Source organism: Paenibacillus sp. FSL R5-0928 (assembly GCF_037970385.1).
Lineage (GTDB): Bacteria > Bacillota > Bacilli > Paenibacillales > Paenibacillaceae > Paenibacillus_AQ > Paenibacillus_AQ odorifer.
Map to the genome: position 1 here is coordinate 2,857,407 of NZ_CP150225.1, position 19,936 is coordinate 2,877,342.

16 protein-coding genes are annotated in these 19,936 nt (G+C 46.4%); all 16 read left to right on the forward strand.

From position 1 onward, the window contains the following. From MKZ16_RS12665 to MKZ16_RS12740, 16 genes are read left to right on the forward strand one after another with little or no spacing between them, the layout of a single operon-like run. A complete protein-coding gene (locus MKZ16_RS12665; RefSeq protein WP_036685913.1) occupies positions 1-795 on the forward strand; it encodes an ABC-2 family transporter protein in 795 nt (264 codons plus the stop codon). A gap of 12 nt (positions 796-807) precedes the next feature. Beyond that, positions 808-2,289, forward strand: a complete 1,482-nt coding sequence (locus tag MKZ16_RS12670; RefSeq protein WP_076105492.1) for a class I adenylate-forming enzyme family protein — start codon at positions 808-810, stop codon at positions 2,287-2,289. An 8-nt stretch (positions 2,290-2,297) separates the two neighbouring features. Further along, positions 2,298-3,212 carry an NAD(P)-dependent oxidoreductase gene (locus MKZ16_RS12675; protein ID WP_179087398.1) on the forward strand — a complete coding sequence of 305 codons (915 nt, stop codon included), beginning with the start codon at positions 2,298-2,300 and terminating at the stop codon, positions 3,210-3,212. Next, complete coding sequence (locus MKZ16_RS12680; RefSeq protein ID WP_076105494.1) at positions 3,209-4,405, forward strand: nucleotide disphospho-sugar-binding domain-containing protein; 1,197 nt, start codon at positions 3,209-3,211, stop codon at positions 4,403-4,405. Before MKZ16_RS12675 ends, MKZ16_RS12680 begins: the two co-directional genes overlap by 4 nt. Positions 4,406-4,408: 3 nt before the next feature. Continuing rightward, positions 4,409-5,578 carry a peptidase U32 family protein gene (locus tag MKZ16_RS12685; protein WP_076105495.1) on the forward strand — a complete coding sequence of 390 codons (1,170 nt, stop codon included), beginning with the start codon at positions 4,409-4,411 and terminating at the stop codon, positions 5,576-5,578. Between the two features lie 14 nt (positions 5,579-5,592). Next, on the forward strand, positions 5,593-5,859 hold the full coding sequence (locus MKZ16_RS12690; RefSeq protein WP_036685924.1) for an acyl carrier protein: 267 nt from the start codon (positions 5,593-5,595) through the stop codon (positions 5,857-5,859). A gap of 2 nt (positions 5,860-5,861) precedes the next feature. Then, a complete protein-coding gene (locus tag MKZ16_RS12695) occupies positions 5,862-7,055 on the forward strand; it encodes a glycosyltransferase (RefSeq protein WP_076105496.1) in 1,194 nt (397 codons plus the stop codon). A gap of 11 nt (positions 7,056-7,066) precedes the next feature. Continuing rightward, on the forward strand, positions 7,067-8,800 hold the full coding sequence (locus MKZ16_RS12700; protein WP_076105497.1) for a hypothetical protein: 1,734 nt from the start codon (positions 7,067-7,069) through the stop codon (positions 8,798-8,800). Further along, positions 8,775-11,378, forward strand: a complete 2,604-nt coding sequence (uvrA, locus tag MKZ16_RS12705; protein WP_339815775.1) for an excinuclease ABC subunit UvrA — start codon at positions 8,775-8,777, stop codon at positions 11,376-11,378. Before MKZ16_RS12700 ends, uvrA begins: the two co-directional genes overlap by 26 nt. Continuing rightward, a complete protein-coding gene (locus tag MKZ16_RS12710) occupies positions 11,372-13,024 on the forward strand; it encodes a carbamoyltransferase C-terminal domain-containing protein (RefSeq protein WP_036685931.1) in 1,653 nt (550 codons plus the stop codon). Before uvrA ends, MKZ16_RS12710 begins: the two co-directional genes overlap by 7 nt. A 27-nt stretch (positions 13,025-13,051) precedes the next feature. Further along, positions 13,052-13,339, forward strand: coding sequence for a hypothetical protein (locus MKZ16_RS12715; protein ID WP_036685933.1), 288 nt, complete (start codon positions 13,052-13,054; stop codon positions 13,337-13,339). A 38-nt stretch (positions 13,340-13,377) separates the two neighbouring features. Then, on the forward strand, positions 13,378-16,719 hold the full coding sequence (locus MKZ16_RS12720) for a non-ribosomal peptide synthetase (RefSeq protein ID WP_076105499.1): 3,342 nt from the start codon (positions 13,378-13,380) through the stop codon (positions 16,717-16,719). Positions 16,720-16,737: 18 nt separating this feature from the next. Next, on the forward strand, positions 16,738-16,998 hold the full coding sequence (locus MKZ16_RS12725; RefSeq protein WP_162164283.1) for an acyl carrier protein: 261 nt from the start codon (positions 16,738-16,740) through the stop codon (positions 16,996-16,998). Beyond that, positions 16,970-17,998 (forward strand): hypothetical protein, encoded by a 1,029-nt coding sequence (locus tag MKZ16_RS12730; protein ID WP_147614428.1) that lies wholly within the window; start codon positions 16,970-16,972, stop codon positions 17,996-17,998. Before MKZ16_RS12725 ends, MKZ16_RS12730 begins: the two co-directional genes overlap by 29 nt. After that, on the forward strand, positions 17,995-19,167 hold the full coding sequence (locus tag MKZ16_RS12735; protein WP_076105501.1) for an FAD-binding oxidoreductase: 1,173 nt from the start codon (positions 17,995-17,997) through the stop codon (positions 19,165-19,167). Before MKZ16_RS12730 ends, MKZ16_RS12735 begins: the two co-directional genes overlap by 4 nt. A gap of 21 nt (positions 19,168-19,188) precedes the next feature. Further along, positions 19,189-19,932 (forward strand): hypothetical protein, encoded by a 744-nt coding sequence (locus tag MKZ16_RS12740; RefSeq protein WP_036685943.1) that lies wholly within the window; start codon positions 19,189-19,191, stop codon positions 19,930-19,932. Positions 19,933-19,936 lie beyond the last annotated feature (4 nt).

Below are 19,936 nucleotides of genomic sequence, written 5' to 3' on the forward strand. Positions count from 1 at the left end.
ATGCTGAGATATATGCGTTTGCTGAGATTGTTTTTCTCTACAGCGCTTCTAAAGGAAGCGTCATTCCGCGGTGACTTTCTAATCAAAATTTTGTATACCGCAATTAATTTAACCGGGACGATTGGCGGGATCGCGATCCTCTTTTCCAACACAAATTCGCTTAACAGTTGGACTTTTGCGGATACGCTGGCATTATCGGGCGTGTACTATTTTATTTTGGCAATGAAAAATCTATTTGTTGGTCCAAGCCTTGGCTCATTAGCCGGGATGGAAGGAGAGCTATGGACTGGAGGATTTGATTTAACGCTGCTCAAACCGATTGAGACCCAGTTTTATGTGAGCACGAGATACTGGTCTCCGCTTAATCTGTTTGATGTTATGGTGGGAGTAGCGGTGATGGTGCTGGGCGTTTCTCAAATGCAAGAAGCGATAGGAATATCCACTTGTCTGATGTTTGTATGGGCCATTTGCAATGCTTTACTGCTGTTGTACTCAATACTGCTGTTATTAAGCTCTTTGGCGTTTTGGTATGCCGGAAGTCCGATGTTGAGTATATTCGACAGTATCATGCAGATGGGTAGATTTCCGGTCAATGTATATCAGAAACCAATCCAATTGGCGCTTACCTGGATCGTTCCTGTCGCCTTTATCGTTTCCATTCCTGCAGAAGCATTAGTGGGCAGGGTAAGCCTGTCCTATTTATTCGGAGGCAGCTTGCTAGCTGCGGTTTTGCTAATGTTAGCCAGTGCGTTTTTTAAACGAGCAGTGAAAAAATATGCAAGTGCTTCTAGTTGAGGAGGATTCTAAGTGAGCACTTCTTCCATATTGGATTTGATTTATTTCAATTGCTCGAATAATCCAGGGCTTACGGCCATTGATTATGAAGGATCAACGATCACTTATGAAGAGCTACGGCAGGAACTGGAGCACAGTAGTGAGAAGCTGGATCTCGCGGGGATCCGGCCCGGGCACAGAGTTGCCTTAGCCGTTGCAGACAAATCTGCTTTTATCATGCTGTGGCTTGCATGCTGGCATACGGGAGCCGTTCCGATCCCATTTGAACCTGTGAAGAACTTACCGGAACTGGAGAGAATGCACTCGTCAAGCCATTGTCAGTATTTAATTTGCGATCCAATTGATTCGGAGGGCAGCAGTCAGCTTGAGCTCGTACTCAGAGTACCGATGTTTATTTTTAGGACTGCAACGCTTTTTTTACAGGCAGATAAGCAGTCTGATGAAGATATTGCTTTGAATTTTTATACCTCAGGAACGACTGGACCGCCTAAATGCGTACAGTTTAGCGATCGGGCCATCTACAATAATGTAATGGCCATCTGTAGAGGGCTTGAAATTACTGCAAACGACAAGCTGTTCACACCGATTTCGCCGTGGCTGCCCGCGACGCTAACCACTGTAGTCCTACCGGCCCTCTGTGCCGGTGCTACATTAATCATGTCGAAGGGAACAATGCCTGCTAGAATTTGCGAGCAGATCAATCGCAAAGAGGTAACGATTCTTTTTGCGGTTCCCTATATGTATGCCTTGCTTAATGAGTCAGTCGTGTCATCGTCAAGTGTAGCTTGGGATAAAGTGAGACTGTGCATCAGCTGCTCTGCTCATCTGGACGCAGCGACTTTTAAGGACTTTTATAAGCTGTCGGGCAAGTCTATCCGTTCATTGTTCTGTTCATCCGAAGGTGGGGCAATTGCCTATAATCCTTCAAATGAGCAAGAACTGATCAGAGATTCGGTGGGACAGCCACATCTGGGAGTTTCTATTCGGCTGCTTGATCCGGAGGGGCACGAGGTTGCTCATGGAGAGGAAGGAGAGATATGGGTCAGCGGCGCTCATATATCGTGCGGGTATTACGGGCAACCCGAGTTGCAGGCAGAGGTCTTTCAACAGGGTTGGGTACGTACGGGTGATCTGGGAAGGTTGGATGAGGCTGGGTATCTGTATTTGTCGGGGCGGCTTTCTGATAACATCAATGTCGGCGGACATTTGGTAAATCCGGCAGAGATTGAACAAGTCCTACTGCTCCATAACGGCATTAAAGAAGCACTTGTATATGGTGTTTCCGATAAATACTATGGCAGCAAGCTGATTGCGGAGATCGTGCCGCTGGATGCCCAGGTATCAGCCGATGATATTATCAGATTCTGTTCAGCGAGACTTGCGGCATATAAGGTGCCGAGAGTAATCAAGTGGACGGATAACATTCCCAAGGGTCGCTATGGGAAGAAGCTGAGAAATCAGAATCAAGCAGCCAGTCACATCCTGACGCCATGAGGTTTCTTGTGACAGGTTGCAGCGGTTTTATCGGGAGCAGGTTAACAAGCAGTTTACTGGAACAGGGACATGCTGTCAGAGGGCTTGTATTGCCGAAGGAAAAAGGCGTTGGCGAAACACTTGTAGAATTGGGTATGGAACTGTGGGTAGGCGACGTTCTGAACCCTGAAACGATGGATGGCATAGGGGAGGATATTGATGTCGTCTATCATCTTGCCGGCAAACATTCTGGTTCTGTGTCCCGGATGAGGCAGCTGTATGTAGAGGGGACGCGGAATCTGCTGGACCAACTTTTGCGCAGCGGAACGTATGGCAAGTTCATTGTGGCAAGCAATGGGGCTGTATATGGAAGCGACAACGTTTGTGTGGCCGATGAATCTGCACTGTGCCATCCCGTTCATCCATTTGGAAGAATTACACTCGAAATGGAGCGGCTGGTCCAGCAATACTGCACCCATGCGAAATTTTCTTATATCATTCTCAGGATCGCTGAAGTGTACGGCCCGCTTGAGCATAATTATATCCGGCAATTAATGCGCTGCACTCAGATGCTGGGGAACGGGCGCAGTTATTCATCTAAAGTGCATATTGATGATGTTATTTCAATGATGCAGTTGGCCTGGAGTAATCTTGCTGTTCAAGAGATTTATAACGTGAGTGATGATCTTCCTCTAACACAGGAGGAATTGATAAAAGAGGTTCGGAAATATGCTCAACTGTCTGAAATACAATGGATTTCTCCTGAGGCTGTCACTGATCGTATCAGACTAAGTATACATGGTTTACGCGCCCTTTCCGTACGTATGGGAAACGAAAAGATAAAAAAGAATGCCGATGTACGGCTGGCATACCCTACTTACGCCCATGCGATTCCTTATTTAATCGAAGAAATGTCCAATAGAAGCGAGGTGAATAGTTTGTGAGTCCGCCAAGAATTATGCTTCTTCCAAGCCCCCCTAGCTCCGGTTCTATAGGATCAGTGAGCAAAACGCTGGGCATTGCCAAGGTTCTGCAAAGCCAAGGTTGCACGGTCAGCTTTGTGATTGGCGGCAAGCTTGCTGACTTTGTCCGAGCCAACGGCTTTCAGGTTTATGACTATCCGATTCCGCTTCCTTCAGGGAATTCCGGAGATGTTCGCAGTGCTGCCGATTATGTAGAGTGGACAGGGATGGCAGAATCGGGCTTTATTCGTCAAGCGGTTGAGGCTGAACTGAAGGCGATACAGGCTTTTAAACCCAACGCCATATTTGCCGAGTCTCGTCCGAGTGCTTCCATTTCAGCTGCCGTGGCCCAGATTCCCGCTTTGATGATTGCGAGCTGGCCAAGCCATCCAGCCTTCCCGGCCAACCTACAGTATCCGGGATCTGCCAAAGCTATCGCCGCTTTTAATGAGGTGTTGGCGGATTATTCACTGGATTCTGTTTCCAATCTGGCTGAATTATTATTTTCAAGAGCAACAATTAAAATGGCACCGACACTACCGGAACTGGAGCCGGAGCTGGCTGCGTTGAAGGAGTGCGATTTCGCCGGTTACATTTTGGATTTGGAGGCAAGACAATCTTCAAATCTGCAGTGGCATCCGGACTGGCAGGGCAAGCCGCTAATTTTTATTTATTTAAGCGTTAGTGCCATTCCCCCTTTAATTTATATTGAGCTGGTCAAAGAGATCTTTGACAAGCAACCCTACCGTGTTGCCTGTTTATGCGGATTTCATTATGAGCTTAAGGTGCTTCCTGACCATACCGACAATATTCAATTCCATTGGTTTATCCCGGCTGCTGAAATTATGCCGGAAGCAGCTCTGGTAATCTTTCATGGCGGACAAGATACTATGCTTACGACAATGCTTCATGGACTTCCGAGCATAACCGTTCCCGGTCAACATTTTGAACGGGACTATAATTGTACGCAGCTCCAAAATCTTGGTCTCACTTATAAGCTACCCGTTCAAGCATTCAGACCAAGCCGTATCCGTAAGATTGTTGAGACAGCGTTGAACGATAATTTGGCTGAGCTTCGCGGGCATTATAGGTCCAAGCTGAGGACTTTAAGCGGAACTGAGAATTGCTGTGCTGCATTGATCGCACTGGCACAAAAAAATAGCTGGCAGGTGTAATTTATGAAGATATCTGTTCCATATAACGGCGATATCCAGCTTATTGACGAGCTGGGCGGATACGAATATATCAGCTGCTTCTTCGGTGGTTCTTCTCAGGAGGGCTGTGGAAGCGGAAGATCGGCTGCGGCAATGCCGATAAGTACGCGGAGCGATATTGAACAAGCGGTTAAGCGGGCCCATATGTACAACAAAGAGTTTAACTATTTGATGAACAGTTCCTGTCTCGGCAACAGGGAATATGAGGATGAAGGCTACCGACAAATTGTAGATCAAATGGATTGGGCCGCTGAAATAGGTGTGGACTGGATCACCTTAGCCAATCAGCTGCTTGTGGACATTTGCAGGAGAAGACATCCTGAGATCAAAGTGAGCTTGTCCTCCTTTGCGGTGGTCGAAAGTGTGGAACGGGCAAAATACTTTGATTCAATGGGCGTCAAAGAGATCACAGTAAGAGAAAACATAGCCAGAGATTTCAGGCTGCTTGAACGTATACAGAACAGCGTTGAATGTGAAATCCAGGTCATTGTCAATCAGACCTGTCTCTATGAATGTCCAATGCAGGTCTATCATGACAATGTAATGAGCCATGGCTCATCCAACCGTGGAACGGATAACCAAAGCTTTATGGATTATTGCTCCGTCAAATGCACTTACGAGAAATTTAATGATCCAGGGAATATCATGAAGGCGCGCTGGATCAGGCCGGAGGATTTGGCGGAATATGAGAAGATAGGCATACACCGTTTTAAGCTGACGGACCGGTCAAAATCTACTGCCTGGCTGTTGCAGGCGGCAAAAGCCTATCATGATAGGCAGTATCCGGGGAACTTGGCTGATATTTTGAACATCGTTCACACCAACCATCGCAGAACGGCCGGTGCGGTTACACGAGAAAAGGCGGTTTTTTCCCGGCAAACGCAGCAGAGCCGCCAGAGCATCCGTGCCCTGACCTTATTGGATGTTTATATTGACAATTCTAAGCTGCAAGGTTTTATTGATTTTTTCAAAGAAGTCGATTGCCGGTCACTGGATTGTGCGGTATGCGGGTATTGTGATCAATTTGCCGTTGAAGTCCTTTCGTTTCCTGATCCTTCCGCCCGGACCAAGAGCTTAAACATGCTGCAGCAGCTGGTACAAGATACGGCAGAGCGGCAACCAAAGGTTTTCTGAGAGGAGATATAAGCATGCAGAACAAGGAGATTCTGGGTAAGCTGGCCGCTATTTTTTCAGAGGTCTTGAGCAAGGAGGTTACAATGGAGGAACTGGATGCGCAAGCGGATTTACTTGAAGCGTTCCATATGGATTCACTGATTGCTTTGCAGATTATCGTTAAGATTGAACAACAGCTTGGAATCGTCATTGAAGATGATGACCTGGCACTGGAACTATTAAATGATACCGGAAAATTGACGGCATATATTGAGGGACAGTCGGAAAGGGTGAGCAGCTGACGATGAATCTTTTGTTTCTTTCTGAAGGTGCTTATTTTGCCTATTATCAAGGGGCCGTCAAGGCTAACCGTGCAGTATTCGAGTCCCTGGCTGCCAGGGGACATCAATGTAGAGTAGTCCATCTGGTAGACCAGGAAGATTCTCTGTTACAGGTGGAGGAACAGCTGCAGGAGCATGGGGTAAACAATATTATTCGTTCCGCGCATAGTCTTCAGGGGACAGTAAATGGTGTAGAATGCCATTTCACCACGAGTGTTATGCTGTTATACAGAACAGCAGGGGATTTAATGAAAAAAGGCAATCCGGACGTGGTTCTTGTGAATATGGCTTACCACACCATGGTTGCTGCGGGAATAAAGCTCGTGGCTGGAAGCGCAACAAAATTGGTTGTGATTTGTCATGATGTGATCACTCTCCCTTTTGGGCCGCATAGCTGGATCGAAAATCCGCTGCTCCGACAGGAACTTGCCCAGGTCTCCGGCTTTATTGGTGACAGTGATTTCGTAGCTCATAATATCACCGAATGGGGTGGTTATACCAATGCTGTTTCGCTACGTTTCCCAATTTATGGGGATGGTATTTTTCCAACCTTTCATAATTTCAACAGAGGATACATCGCGATATGCAACCCTACAGAGATAAAGGGTTTATCCATTTTTCTGAAGCTGGCTCAAGCTTTTCCGGACTATCCTTTTGCTGCGGTAATTACATGGGGCGATTTGAAGCAGGAGGAACAATCCGCTTTACGTGCTCTGCCTAATGTGACACTGCTTGAACCGGAGCGCGAGATGAATTTGATTTTTGAACAGGTACGAGTGTGGCTTCATCCTTCCATCTGCGCTGAAGCTTTTGGGCAGACAGTAATTGAAGCGATGCTAAGAGGTATTCCTGTTATTGCAAGCGACCAAGGCGGCCTCATGCAATCGAAATGCAAGGTTGACTATAATCTTCCGGTGACGCCGATTACGGAAACTTACAAGGATGAAGCAACAGGACATACAATGCCGGTTATTCCCGAACAGGATACTGCCATATGGGTGGAGACTTTGCAACGGCTGCTGACGGACAGGACACTCTACGAATCCATTTCTGCAGCCTCTAAAGCTGCCGCGCAGGAATTTATAACGGAGGCCCAGCCTGAAAAATTCGAACTGTATCTGGAGAATATGCTGCAATCCGAAATGTCAGCAAGGTGAGGTGAAGAAGTGTGGATAAGACATTGGATACATCCGCCATTTCCGTTACATTGCTCGACTGTCTTCATCGTGCTTTAACAACAGGAGATATTGAACTTTGGCTGGAGACCCAGTATTTCGAAGATGAAATGGAAGCTGAATCACAGCGGGCATGGTTCCATGGGTATTTACAAAAAACAGTTCCGACTTGCATAGAATTTAACGTACGAAATGTCAGAATAAGTCTTGCTGAAATTGTTGCTGCTTGTACTTTGACCTTTACTTATGAACAGTTTGACCAGCTAAAGGATGAGCATATTTATACTATGCGCTATGTTGAAGACAAAAAAGAATGGAAGGTTGTAACGATCGAGAAAAGCTGGCTACCGTTTGGTTCGGCCGAAGCCGATCTAATTCATTACGATACTTATTCCATGACTGATCTCTTCTGGTGGACCAATGAAGCGGAATTGGAGATTGTTAGAAACAGCAACGATCCTCTGCCGGCGAATTTATACGCTCGGGCAATTCCACGAAATATACGTTCCCGGGAAGTGCACTCTGAATTGGAATGTGCGGCCATTCTATCCAATATGCTGTCTTTGCGCGTAGCTGATCTGGCAGCATTGCTGTTTCAGCCAACCGCTCTAGGGACGCTGGAGTCCTTATATCATTTTGCAAGTGAAAATATCAATTTCCAGATTGAGCGGCCTGATCGTAACAGCAGCTGGTCAAGCAAATTTACTGCTCCAACGTTTAGTTATGATGAACTGTTGACCTTGGCTGAAGATCACTTTCCATTAACCGCTAATTGTACGCCGCTTATGTCATTTTATTTTGCGGTGCTCCGATTATGCGGCTTGGCGGCTTCGGATATCGTCCAGCTCCGTTTAGTTAATTACGATTGTTTGCTCGTCTCCATCACTGGAGAGGCATACCTGTTTTTCACAGACCGGATTGTTAAATTAAATGCAGGTACTTACTATTATCAGACCGAAATCAGCAAGCTGTTCAATGAGAGGGAGTATTGGTCTGCTGCCGGAAGTTCGAATTTATCAGGCCGGACGGTGGAGCGATTAAATAACTGGTTCAAGGATGGCATTGTGTTTAAATTCTCACGTCCGCTAACAACGGGAAGTAGCTATATGGATGAATGCCCAATGCCCAGTTTAAAAGAATGCGCTGACCCGCTGCAACTTCATCGGTTGCTGCGTCAAACGATGCTGAGATACAGCTGCAATCTGCCGGATTCTGTATATACGTACGCCAAATATGCTTATCAGACACTATTAGTAACAAAACCGCAGGCTTATGTTCTGGCATCTATGAATAGTCCGCTTATTCGTCAGTTTCTGAGCGATTATAATACGAAACAGCATTTTTTTGAGTATGTGGATTTATTGAAGAAGAAATCCATATTTCGGGAACACGACCGACTGATGACTGCAGACCAAGTAATACGTCACGGTACCGCCGATCCGGCTTCCCTTACAGTGTTGGTGTATGTCTGGTTAAATCAAAGCCACCAGTCTCAAGGCGGGGTTTGTATAACTGATGAAGATAGCTATTGTTTTTTTGAAGGAGAAATATGGAGCGGCAAAAAACGAAAACCAGCATCAAAGATGCAAGGAAATCTGTTAGTAGCTTTTAACCATGAATCATGCTTCAGTGAGCTGATGAACATTTCTGAAGCGAAGACCGAATGGATAACATTCATACGGCAGCATATGACGATGTCTCATGAAGGAGCCGATCACATTGAATGACTGGATTAAAATTCAAGGTGCGAGAGAAAACAATCTGAAAAATATATCTCTGTCTATCCCCCGAAACAAACTAGTGGTGTTAACTGGATTGTCTGGTTCCGGCAAATCAACGCTTGCCATGAATACCTTGCAGCAGGAATGTCAGAGGCAATACATGGATTCGCTCGGTATGATAAGTGATTTTATCCACAAACCTAAGGTTGATTCTATTGAAGGGTTGTCGCCTTCCATCTGTATTGACCAGCGCCACACTAACCGAAATCCCCGGTCAACCGTTGGAACTACAACGGATTTGTACACCTTGCTTCGTATATTGTTTACCAAAAGCGGAGAAAGAGCTTGTCCTAATTGCGGAAGCCAAGTCAAGGGTTCAAGTAGTGCTGACATCTGGCAGGAAAACTATGAGTCGATCGAAACAGAGATTCATGATCTTCCTATGTCCTATTCCGATGAGGGCAAAGCCGTGTGCCCAGAGTGCAGCCATGAGCTTAGAGCATTGACCATGTCCCATTTCTCTTTCAATAAACCTGAAGGCGCATGTCCGGTTTGTATGGGCTTGGGGGTTGAACGAAAACCGAATTTACAAGAAATTTTCGATGACAGCCTCAGCTTGAAGCAGTGTGCACTTAAGGGGAGCAATCCTCATGGAGCACAGTTAATGGCCGATAATTTGGTTGCAGCCGGTAACTATTACGGATTTGTGTTTGATCCTGATAAACCCTTGAGAGATTTGGGCACGGTCGAACGGGATCTGCTGTATTTCGGTGTATACAGCCAGCGATTTATCAGGCATTTTCCTGGGAAGACCCCTCCAACTTATGCTGCAGAGGGAAGATTCGAGGGGATTCTGACCAACCTGGAACGCAGATACAAGGAACGTGGACACGAATCGGACTATCGAGAGAAGATTGAAAAATTCTTTCATCTGCAAGAGTGTTCGGATTGTCACGGTACGAAGCTGAACGCAGACAGTCGAGCGGTTACGCTAGCCGGGAAAAGTATCACCGAAGCATCTGCAATGCCGCTCTTCCATTTGCTTGGCTGGTTGCGTAAAGTGTCCGCTCAACAGCTAGGGGGAAGTCAGGATCCGCTTATGAACATCGTTTCCGAAATGGAAAAAAAGCTGGCTCGCTTGATTGAAGTGGGTGTCGGCTACTTAAGCTTGGACCGCTCCACCGTTTCTTTATCTCTGGGAGAAATGCAGAGGCTTAAGCTCGTCTCATTAATCGGAGCTAGCTTAACAGGAGTTTTGTATATTCTCGATGAACCGACAATTGGCCTTCACCCGATAGATACCGAAGGTCTGCTCCGGGTGCTCCGGCAGTTGCGTGATCTTGGAAATACGGTTCTAGTTATCGAGCATGACCCGGATGTTATGCGGGCGGCCGATTACCTTATTGATATCGGACCGGGTGCGGGCAAGCAAGGGGGAGAAGTGGTTGCGGCTGGCTCCGTTCAGCAGCTGATTCAGTGCAGCAGATCATGGACCGGGCAGTATTTCGCTGGTAAAGATACGGTGGTTCTTCCTGAACAGCGCCGCAGAGGGAACGGGAAATGCATTGAGATTACAAATGCCAATCGCCATAACCTTAAGGATGTAAGTGTGAATATCCCGTTGGGCAAGCTCGTTGTGCTGACCGGGGTATCAGGGTCGGGGAAATCGACTCTTATGTTCGACGTCCTGGCTCGATCCGCACAGCTTCATTTTACCCAAAGCACCGAGACTGATGCCTATGCAGATGTTAAGGGCTGGGAGAATGTGCATAAGGTCATTAGCTTCGATCAATCCCCTATCGGTCAGACTGCAAGATCAAACGCGGCAACTTACACAGATGTGTACACGGCGATAAGGAATATTTTTGCTGCGCTGCCTGAAGCGAAAATGCGTAATCTCCAGGCCAAACACTTTTCTTGCAACGTCCCCGGCGGCCGATGCGAACGCTGTCAGGGAGCAGGGGTTGTGCAAGTGAATTTGCAATTCCTACCGTCGGTTGAGACCCCATGTCCTGTATGCCGGACCAAACGATTTAAGCCGGAGATTCTGGATGTAAAGTATAAAAACTATAGCATTTCAGATGTATTGGCTTGCTCTGTAAAAGAAGGGATGGAACTGTTCGCGGATGAACCATCCGTATATAACAAGCTGGATGTGATGTGCCGTATTGGACTGGATTATTTAATTCTGGGCCAGCCGGCAACCACTTTGTCCGGCGGGGAGGCACAACGGGTAAAGTTGGCCAGAGAGCTCTCCAAAAGCAGTAGACACCACACCTTGTACTTGCTTGATGAACCAACAACAGGCCTGCATCCGCATGATGTGATTAAGCTGATTGATATGCTTGGGCAGTTGGTCGACTCGGGTAATTCTGTCGTTGTGATAGAACATAATACCGATGTCTTAGTCATGGCGGACTGGATTATTGACATGGGGCCGGAGGGAGGCCTGGAGGGGGGACAAGTCTTGGGTGAAAGCACACCAGAGAACATCGCGGAAATCAAGAATTCCAAAACAGGTCGAATTGTAAATCAGCTTCTCAATCAATATCAACAAAACTTAGAGGGGGAGTATACGTGTTAATTCTTGGTTTAAGCGGTGGGCTAGGACATGATTCAGCGGCATGTTTGGTTCATGATGGCGTTTTGGTGGCCTATGCTGAGGAGGAGCGTTTTTGCCGAAAAAAACATGCTTACGGAGAGCCCCCGGTTTTGTCGCTCCTCAATTGTCTGTCACAAGCGGGCGTTGCTTTTGAAGATATCGATCTGATTGCTTTATCATGGGACCCGCAAAAAGCGGAAGAATTGGGGATATTGGAGAAATTCAAGAAGCACCCGGTATTATCAGGCAAAAAAATGCCCACTATCATTTCGGTCAGCCACCATTTATGTCATGCGGCAAGTGCCTACTATTTATCCGGGTTCGATGATGCGGTGATTTTGGTTATGGACGGACAAGGTGACGATATTTCAACCACAGTAGCCTATGGGAAGAATGAGCATATTGAGGTTAAGCAAGAATACGGGATTTCACAATCGCTTGGATTTTTTTATTCCATCGTCAGTGATTATTTACAGCTTGGAGCATCGGGAGAAGGAAAGCTGATGGGATTAGCCTCTTATGGAGAGTCAGTCTATGACTTTTCTGTACGGTTGACGGAAGACGGGTACGAGATTCCTATCGGAGAACCTGATAGTTCGCTTGGTTTGGAGGATAAGTATAACAAGCTGACCCGAATATGGATGAAGGAAATGTACCGTAAATTCGGTGATCCTCCAAAGCGTATCTATAGCAATAATACACTGTATGGCGGGCTCAATTATACGGTCGAATACAGCAAGAAGCACAAAGATATTGCCGCATCGGCGCAGCAGGCGCTGGAAGACACTATTGTGCATCTTTGCCAGCAGACCATCCGGCAAGGCAACAGTAAAAATTTGGTGATAGGCGGAGGTGTTGCTCTCAATTGTACGACGAATGGAAGGCTGGAACGCCTCGGAATTTTCGATGAAATCTTCGTATTACCGGCAACCAATGATGCTGGGGGCTGTATCGGAGCTGCCATGATTGCCTCTAAAGAACGTTCCGTTCTCCCTGTAAAGGGCAGACTGAAGACTCCTTACTGGGGAATTTCCTATGATGACAACCATATATCGGAGGTATTAAACAAGCTTGGTTTGAAGTATAACTATTCATCCGATATTTGCCGGCAGACGGCAGAACTGATTGATAGAGGTAAAGTCATTGGCTGGTTCCAAGGCGCAGCCGAGATGGGGCCAAGGGCATTGGGCAATCGTTCCATAACAGCCAGTCCTGCAAGTTATGATTCATATGTAAAAGTCAATCAAAAAATCAAATTCAGAGAATCCTGGAGACCGCTGGCGCCAAGTATTATGGATGAACATGCGGATTGGTTGGTGGAGGAGGCGCAGTATTCGCCGTATATGCTGAAAGCCTACACAGTCAAAGAAGAGAGAAGGCAGGCTGTTCCTGCCATCGTGCATGTAGATGGATCTACCAGACCGCAAACGGTTCGAAGCGAGGTGAATCCGGTCTGGCATCAGCTTATTGCCGAGCATTATAAGTTGTCTGGAATTCCGCTGATAATGAACACATCGCTTAACACACGAGGAGAACCGGTGTGTGAGACTCCATACGACGCCATCAAAACCTTCTATACCTCCGCTATGGATGCGCTGGCGGTCGGCAATTTCTTAATCGAAAAATAATACGGGAAACGAGGGGATTTGACCGTTATGAACAGAGATGAGGAATATATCCAAGCGACAGTGATGGAACTAATCCGCAAAAATGGAGCCTTACCCTCAGTAGAGCAGAAAGAGACGCTGCAGGCTGCTGATTTGAACAGAACTTTAACCGAATGGGGAGTTAATTCGTTCCGGGCTTTATATCTTCTGTACGATTTGGAGGAGGTCTTCCGGGTTCAGATTCCAGACAACTGTCTCACTCCAGAGACCTTTGAGTCTCCCTTGACGATTATTAACTGTCTTAAAGTGTTGCTCAATGATAAGGCAATTTCCTGATGCATGATTTTTAATTCCAAGAATCGGGAGGATGAAGTATGACTCGAGGTTTATCAAATTGGGAAGCGCTGCTGCAGGCCGAGCGAATGCATAGAAGTCTCCCTCCTATCCGTGCTGATTCCGATTTAACCGATATTCCGCTGAGCGGCGCTCAGCGCAGATTATGGTTTTTGCATCAATTGAACCCTGCCAGCTCCGCTTACAATATGACGATACAATACCGCTTGAAGGGTTGTCTGAATTATAAACACTTGACTGAATGTCTGGGTATATTGAAGGAAAGGCATCGAATTTTAGACACTGTATTTTACGAAAAAGACGGGGAGCCTTACCAAAAGACGGTTCCACAGCCCGCAGCGGTCAGGATTGAGCGGTTGGATTGTCTTGAGTCAGAGATGGAGAAACAGGCGTTGGATTGGTTGGCAATGGAGATTAATAAACCGTTCGAATTAAATGGAGGCTCTTTATTTGAGACGGTACTGGTGCAGATGAGCCCAACCGAGCATTTACTGATATTTCGTTTCCATCACAGCATTTCAGATGCGTTGTCTCTGGATATTTTTACAAATGAATTCAGGGAGATCTACAACGCTTTGGAAGAAGGCAGGGTGGCACGCTTGCCTGAATTGCCGGTACAGTATTCTGCTTATGCGGTCTGGGAACAAAAATATATTGCAAATGCCGGCAATCCAACACTAATGGATTATTGGAGCAACAAGTTAGCTTCGGCAGATACACGGCTTGATTTAAACCTTGCGGCAATGCCTGAAGCTGCTGGGCCAACCGATTCGGAGTGCAATTATGGGGGAGAGTTGCCGCAGGATGCCTATAATGAAATGCTGGATTTTATAAAACGTCACCCCGAATTCACGGTCTATAACGTTATGCTCGCAGCCTACCGGGTCCTGATGTTTAGATATACCGGCCAGTCTAACCTGATTATCGGCTCAACCATGGCTAACCGTAACCGCATTGAAGTAAGGAATCTTATCGGTTTTTTTGCCAATACTTTGCCACTCACCACCAATGTGCAGACTGAAGACAGCTTCTTTGAAGTATTGAATAAAGAGAAAGAAACAATTAATGAGGGCATTGCCTATCAACAAGTCTCTTTCGACAAGCTGGTCAGTATTATGCATCCAGATCGCAGGCCAGGGGAAAATCCGCTGTTTCAAACGATGTTTACTTATGTGCAGAGCGGCAAAACGGATTTGGAGTTATCCAACCTAACTGTTGAAGCGTTAAAGGCAGATAAAAGCTCTTCGGCCTTTGACCTGACGATTGGGCTTAATGATACCGGAAGCGGAGTGCAATTATTTTACGAATACAACAATGATAAATGGTACGCGGCCTCATTGAGGCAATTCCATTACCACTACATTAACATTCTCCAGCAGCTGCTGCAGCGACCGGAGGCTACGGTTAGCAGCCACATGTTTTTGACCGCGGAAGAAATCAATAAAGTGATCTACGAATGGAATGATACTTGTACGGATTTCGGCTGTCTGGACAGCCGAAGGTTCATAAGCCAGATCAAAAAACAAGCTGCGAAGCATAGTCATCTGCGGGCTGTATTTTTGAGCGAAGAAGACAACATGAGTTATGAGGAGCTTGATCTGGCCTCAGATATGCTTGCTTCGAGGCTGATACAATTGGGGATCGGGCGTGGCAGCCTTGTTGGGTTGGGCTTGGAGAGATCTGTTGAGCTAGTCACCTCAATTCTGGCGGTAATTAAATGCGGCGGGGCATTTATGCCGCTTGATCCACAGCTGCCCTCCAAACGTCTGGCCCATATGATTTGTGAGTCGTCGTGTGCACTGATCATCACCCAGGAACAATATGCGGCTCTGTTTAAACCGATGCATAAGGTGGTCCTCGTCGGGATTAGCTCTTATTCAGCTGACTTAAGGTGTGAAATTGTGCACAATGAGCCGGTCGAACCCAGCGATTTAGCCTATGTTATCTATACTTCCGGTTCAACCGGAACCCCGAAGGGCGCGATGAACAGCTATGAGGGATTATACAACCGGCTTCTTTGGATGCAGCAGCAGTTTGGTTTGGATGAGACCGATAAAGTGCTGCAGAAGACACCGCTCACTTTTGATGTGGCAGTATGGGAGCTGCTGTGGCCATTACTGCATGGAGCGGAATTGGTATTAGCCCGACCGGATAAACCGCATGATCCTGAATATATTGGGAATGTGATTGTCGAGAGGCATATTACGACGATTCATTTTGTTCCGGCGTTACTGCAGCAGTTTATGGACTCCTTTCCAATAGAAAGCTGCATTTCACTTAAAAATGTCATTTGCAGTGGAGAAGAGCTGAGTACCACATTACGTGATTCTTTTTTCTCAAAATCCGCTGCGCATTTGTTCAACTTGTACGGGCCCGCTGAGGCGGCCATTGATGTAACCTGCTGGGACTGTGCGGAGAGCCGAGGCCATTCAAGTGTTCCGATCGGCAAACCGATTTCCAATCTCCGAATTTACATTCTGGATAAGTATCTTCTGCCGGTTCCCGTTGGGGTTTACGGAGAAATATGCATTGGTGGAATAGGAGTGGGCCTAGGATACATCGGAAATGAAGAGCTGACCAACCGCAGTTTTGTACCCAATCCTTACTCCAGACATCCTGCTGCTGAACGTCTGTACCGCACAGGAGACATGGGCAAATTCCTCGAAGACGGCACGATTATTTATGGGGGAAGAACAGATCAACAAATCAAGCTCAACGGTGCGCGGATAGAGCTGGGTGAAATCGAGGCCGTATTTCGCCGTTACAACCGGATCAAAGAGATTCTTGTCCATCCGCTCAAGCAGAATAACGGGGGGCAGCTTATGATTGCCTATTATGTGAGCGATGAAGAGATTGCCGCTGCGGAGCTGCGAAACTATGCGAGAGCTTATTTGCCGGCCTATATGATTCCTGGCATCTTTATGAGACTTGAGAGATTTCCGTTAAATCGAAATGGTAAGGTTGATCGCCAGGCGCTTCCGCTGCCTGATGTGAGATTTAAAGAAGCGAGCAGCGCTCTACTTCCTAAAAATGAGTTTCAGGCAGAGATAGAATCTATCTGGCAAGAGTTGTTGAGTTTGGAGGGCCGTGCGATCGGCATTGCCGAGAATTTTTTTGATCTGGGCGGCCATTCGTTATTAGCTCTAAAGCTAGTTAGTATTGTCAACAAAAGATTCAATACAAACATAACCATTATGGAGTTGTACCTAGGCGAATTTACGATTGCAAGAATGGCGGACATGCTTGCTGAACCGTCCTCTGCTGCAGCCCAGGGACAGCTGACGAAATCAGTGTTATCTCAATTAGGAATGTCGTTGGAAGAAATTTTGCAAGTAGGCGAAGGAACATTAGGCCAGAGATAAATGATGGACGGGGAGGATATGATGGACCAAATACAACAGCGGGTGGAGGTATTGCTGCGCCTATTTGTAAAGTGTGATATTTCCTTGGAGCCCGAAAGTGTGTTCACAGATCTGGAAATGGATTCGCTTACTTACATCAAATTTATTGTTGAAGTTGAGCGGGCGTTGCAATTGGACTTTGATCCTTACCTTTTGGTAGCAGGACATTTTCCTACGGTTGGAGATTTAACGGCATATCTCTGGAGTAAAAATGGTGAAGGATGTGCCACAGATGCCTAACCTGCCGATCAAGTACCCTATGGTGAACAGCAGCATGAACAGCTCTCATCTGCTCAGTGTAGTAGAAGTCTGCTCTAGAAAGATGGATTGGCTGCATAACCATTATATTCATTTGTATCTTGGAGCGAATATGGATGTGATGGATCTTGAATTTCTGTCACCCGAGCAATCTTTGGGGCATTTCCCCTATCTGAATTTGAAAGAGATCAGGCTTGGTCCTGAACGTGTTGCTGTAAAACAGATCTTGGATTGTCTGGCCGAGAAGGAGTATGTCGAAGTAAGCTTGGATGAATTTTATATAGAAGGTAAGCACTATTTTAATAAGGTTCATTTCGAAAGGAATTTTATGATTTACGGCTATGATGATCTTAGTCATACATTTAGTATTGCTGGCTCGGATTACGATAAAATCTTCGAGTTTCATGAGCTTCCCGCCGATCAGATCATATCATCGCTGCGCGCTCATGCATTCGAACGGCGTTCGATTCGCTCTGTCCGGCTAAATGAAGCTGATAAGATGCATTTTGAGCCAACTACACTGATCGCAAGCCTAGCGGATTATTACTATTCACGCCAGCCAGAAACCATGGTAACCTGCCCGGGAACAGATGGAGGTTCGTGTTGGGGAATGAAGGTGTATGGAGCGCTGCTAGACTATTTAGATAGGTTGGCGCGTAACGAAATTTTCTATTGTGTTCGTCCGTTTCATTTACTCTGGGAGCACAAAAAATGCATGGTTAACAGGCTTGGATATTTATCTCAATGTGGATATAACCTTTCTGATTTCATTATGAAAGGCTATGAGGATATATACGAAACCACTCTTATTCTCAGAAACATTTTGGTGAAATATCATCTTGAGCCTGACCTTAACCTGTTGCGGATCGCTGCACGCACAGTGGAGAGTATCGATGTGCAAGAGCGCGCGCTTCTGTCAGCGCTTTTGAAAGAGTTTAGTACTGTAATCAGCAAAATAGAAGAAAAGGAGAATTCTCGGTGATACCCGATAAATGTGAAGTTGTTATTATTGGATCTGGGGCAGTCGGGGCATGTACAGCCTACTATTTAGCCAAAAAAGGAATAACCGATGTGGTAGTGCTTGAGAAAAGCGAAAGTTTAGGCGGAGCAACCACATCTATCTGCGCAGGCGGGATGCGAAGTCAGTTTACAACGGAGATAAATATTGAATTGTCCAAGTTAAGTTTTCGATTGCTGGAGCAGCTTGATTCGTATAACCTTGTTCAGGATGAAATGGACCAGTGCGGATATATGTTTATTTTCACGGCACAAGATAATCTTTCTGAGTTTTATGATGCGATGCTTTTGCAGCAAAGGTTGGGTGTGCAAACGGAATGGATGGAGCCTAAGCAGATTCAAAAGAAGCTGCCGATGCTGGTTCTAGAGGATGTAACCGGTGCAACTTACAATAAGCAGGATGGATTGATCGATCCCAATAAGATTACAAGCACGTATATTCGGCTCTCCAGAGAGCTGGGTGTCAAATATTATCCTGGAGTCGCTGTAACGGACTTTATTACTGACGGTTCCGAGATACAGCAAGTGGTAACGTCAGAAGGAGCGATAACTTCGCGAGTTGTTGTAAATGCTACGGGCCCCTGGTCCAAATTTGTGGCTGCTAAAGCCGGAATTGAGTTGCCGGTAATCCCCTGCCATCAGCAGTTGTTGGTTACAGATGTGCTCCCATGGCTGCCCGCCGATTTTCCCGTTATTGTGTTCCCCGGGGAAGGTCTGGGCTTACATAAGGAGACAGGCGGTCTGTTAACGGGCTTAAATAAGCCCTTTGTTGCAGGGGGATGCGAAGATCCGGATTATAGCTACTCAGACCCGGAATGGGAATATAAACATCTGGAAGCTGCTCTTCGTCGGCTGCCTCGTCTCCAGGAAGCAACCATCAAATCCTGCTGGGGAGGGTATTATGATGACACGCCGGACTCCCATCCGGTGCTGGGCGCTGATAACAAAATCCAAGGGTTTTACCATGCGTCAGGATTCAGCGGACATGGTTTTATGCACAGCCCGGCCGCCGGACTCCTAATCAGTGAAGAAATAGCCGGGAATTCGGCACAAACATTAGACATATCATCATTGCGGTCCAATCGCTGGCTAACTGCAGCAGGCAGAAAAATTAATGAATACTACAAGATTTAGAAGTATAGGAGGTTTATTGAAATGGAGAACTCTAAGAACCAAATGTTAAAGCTTATAGATAATATGCTAAACGCAAATGTGCTTCAGCGGACGGATCTCAAACGGTTTACCGCAAACCTTGAGCATTCACCGGATGATCCCGAAATGCTGCGTCTGGAGCTTGAATCCTGGTATCGTGGGATGGGGGTAGATCAGATCATTGGCAGAAAATTCGAACTATCGCCTTGTCCTTTTACAAGCGAAGAGATTCGTTCATCGAGAGAAAATGGAGAAATTATTTTGTGCTTTCCCAAGGGAATTACACGGGAACAGATTGGTGAGCTTACAAGAATTTCAAGCTGGGCCTTAAAAGATCCACTTGTGACAGCCGCAACGGAGCAGGAAGATTGCTGGATTCGAACATCGGCTGCGCTGTCGCCTTCATTAATGAAACACACAGGGCTAGAGGTTGCACACTTAGTGGAAGACAGCGGGGATCTTAACTTTAGTTTGGAAAGGTATCTTCTTTTCGTGGCTAGAGTGAGATTCTTGACAGGTAATACCCCGGATTCGGAATACTGGATTTGGCTTCCAAGAGGGAGATACGACCGTTCGGGAATGTTAATTGCCGGTTTTGACCGAAATGGCTGCTTTAATGTGCATGGCTGGATGCCCCAATTCTCTGCCAGTTTTTTGGGTGCCAGATTTGGAACACTTCCCGGTTCCGCTGCCAAAGTCGGTTCTTCCATCGTCTCAGATTCAGACCTCAGTTTCACTAAAATTTAACAAT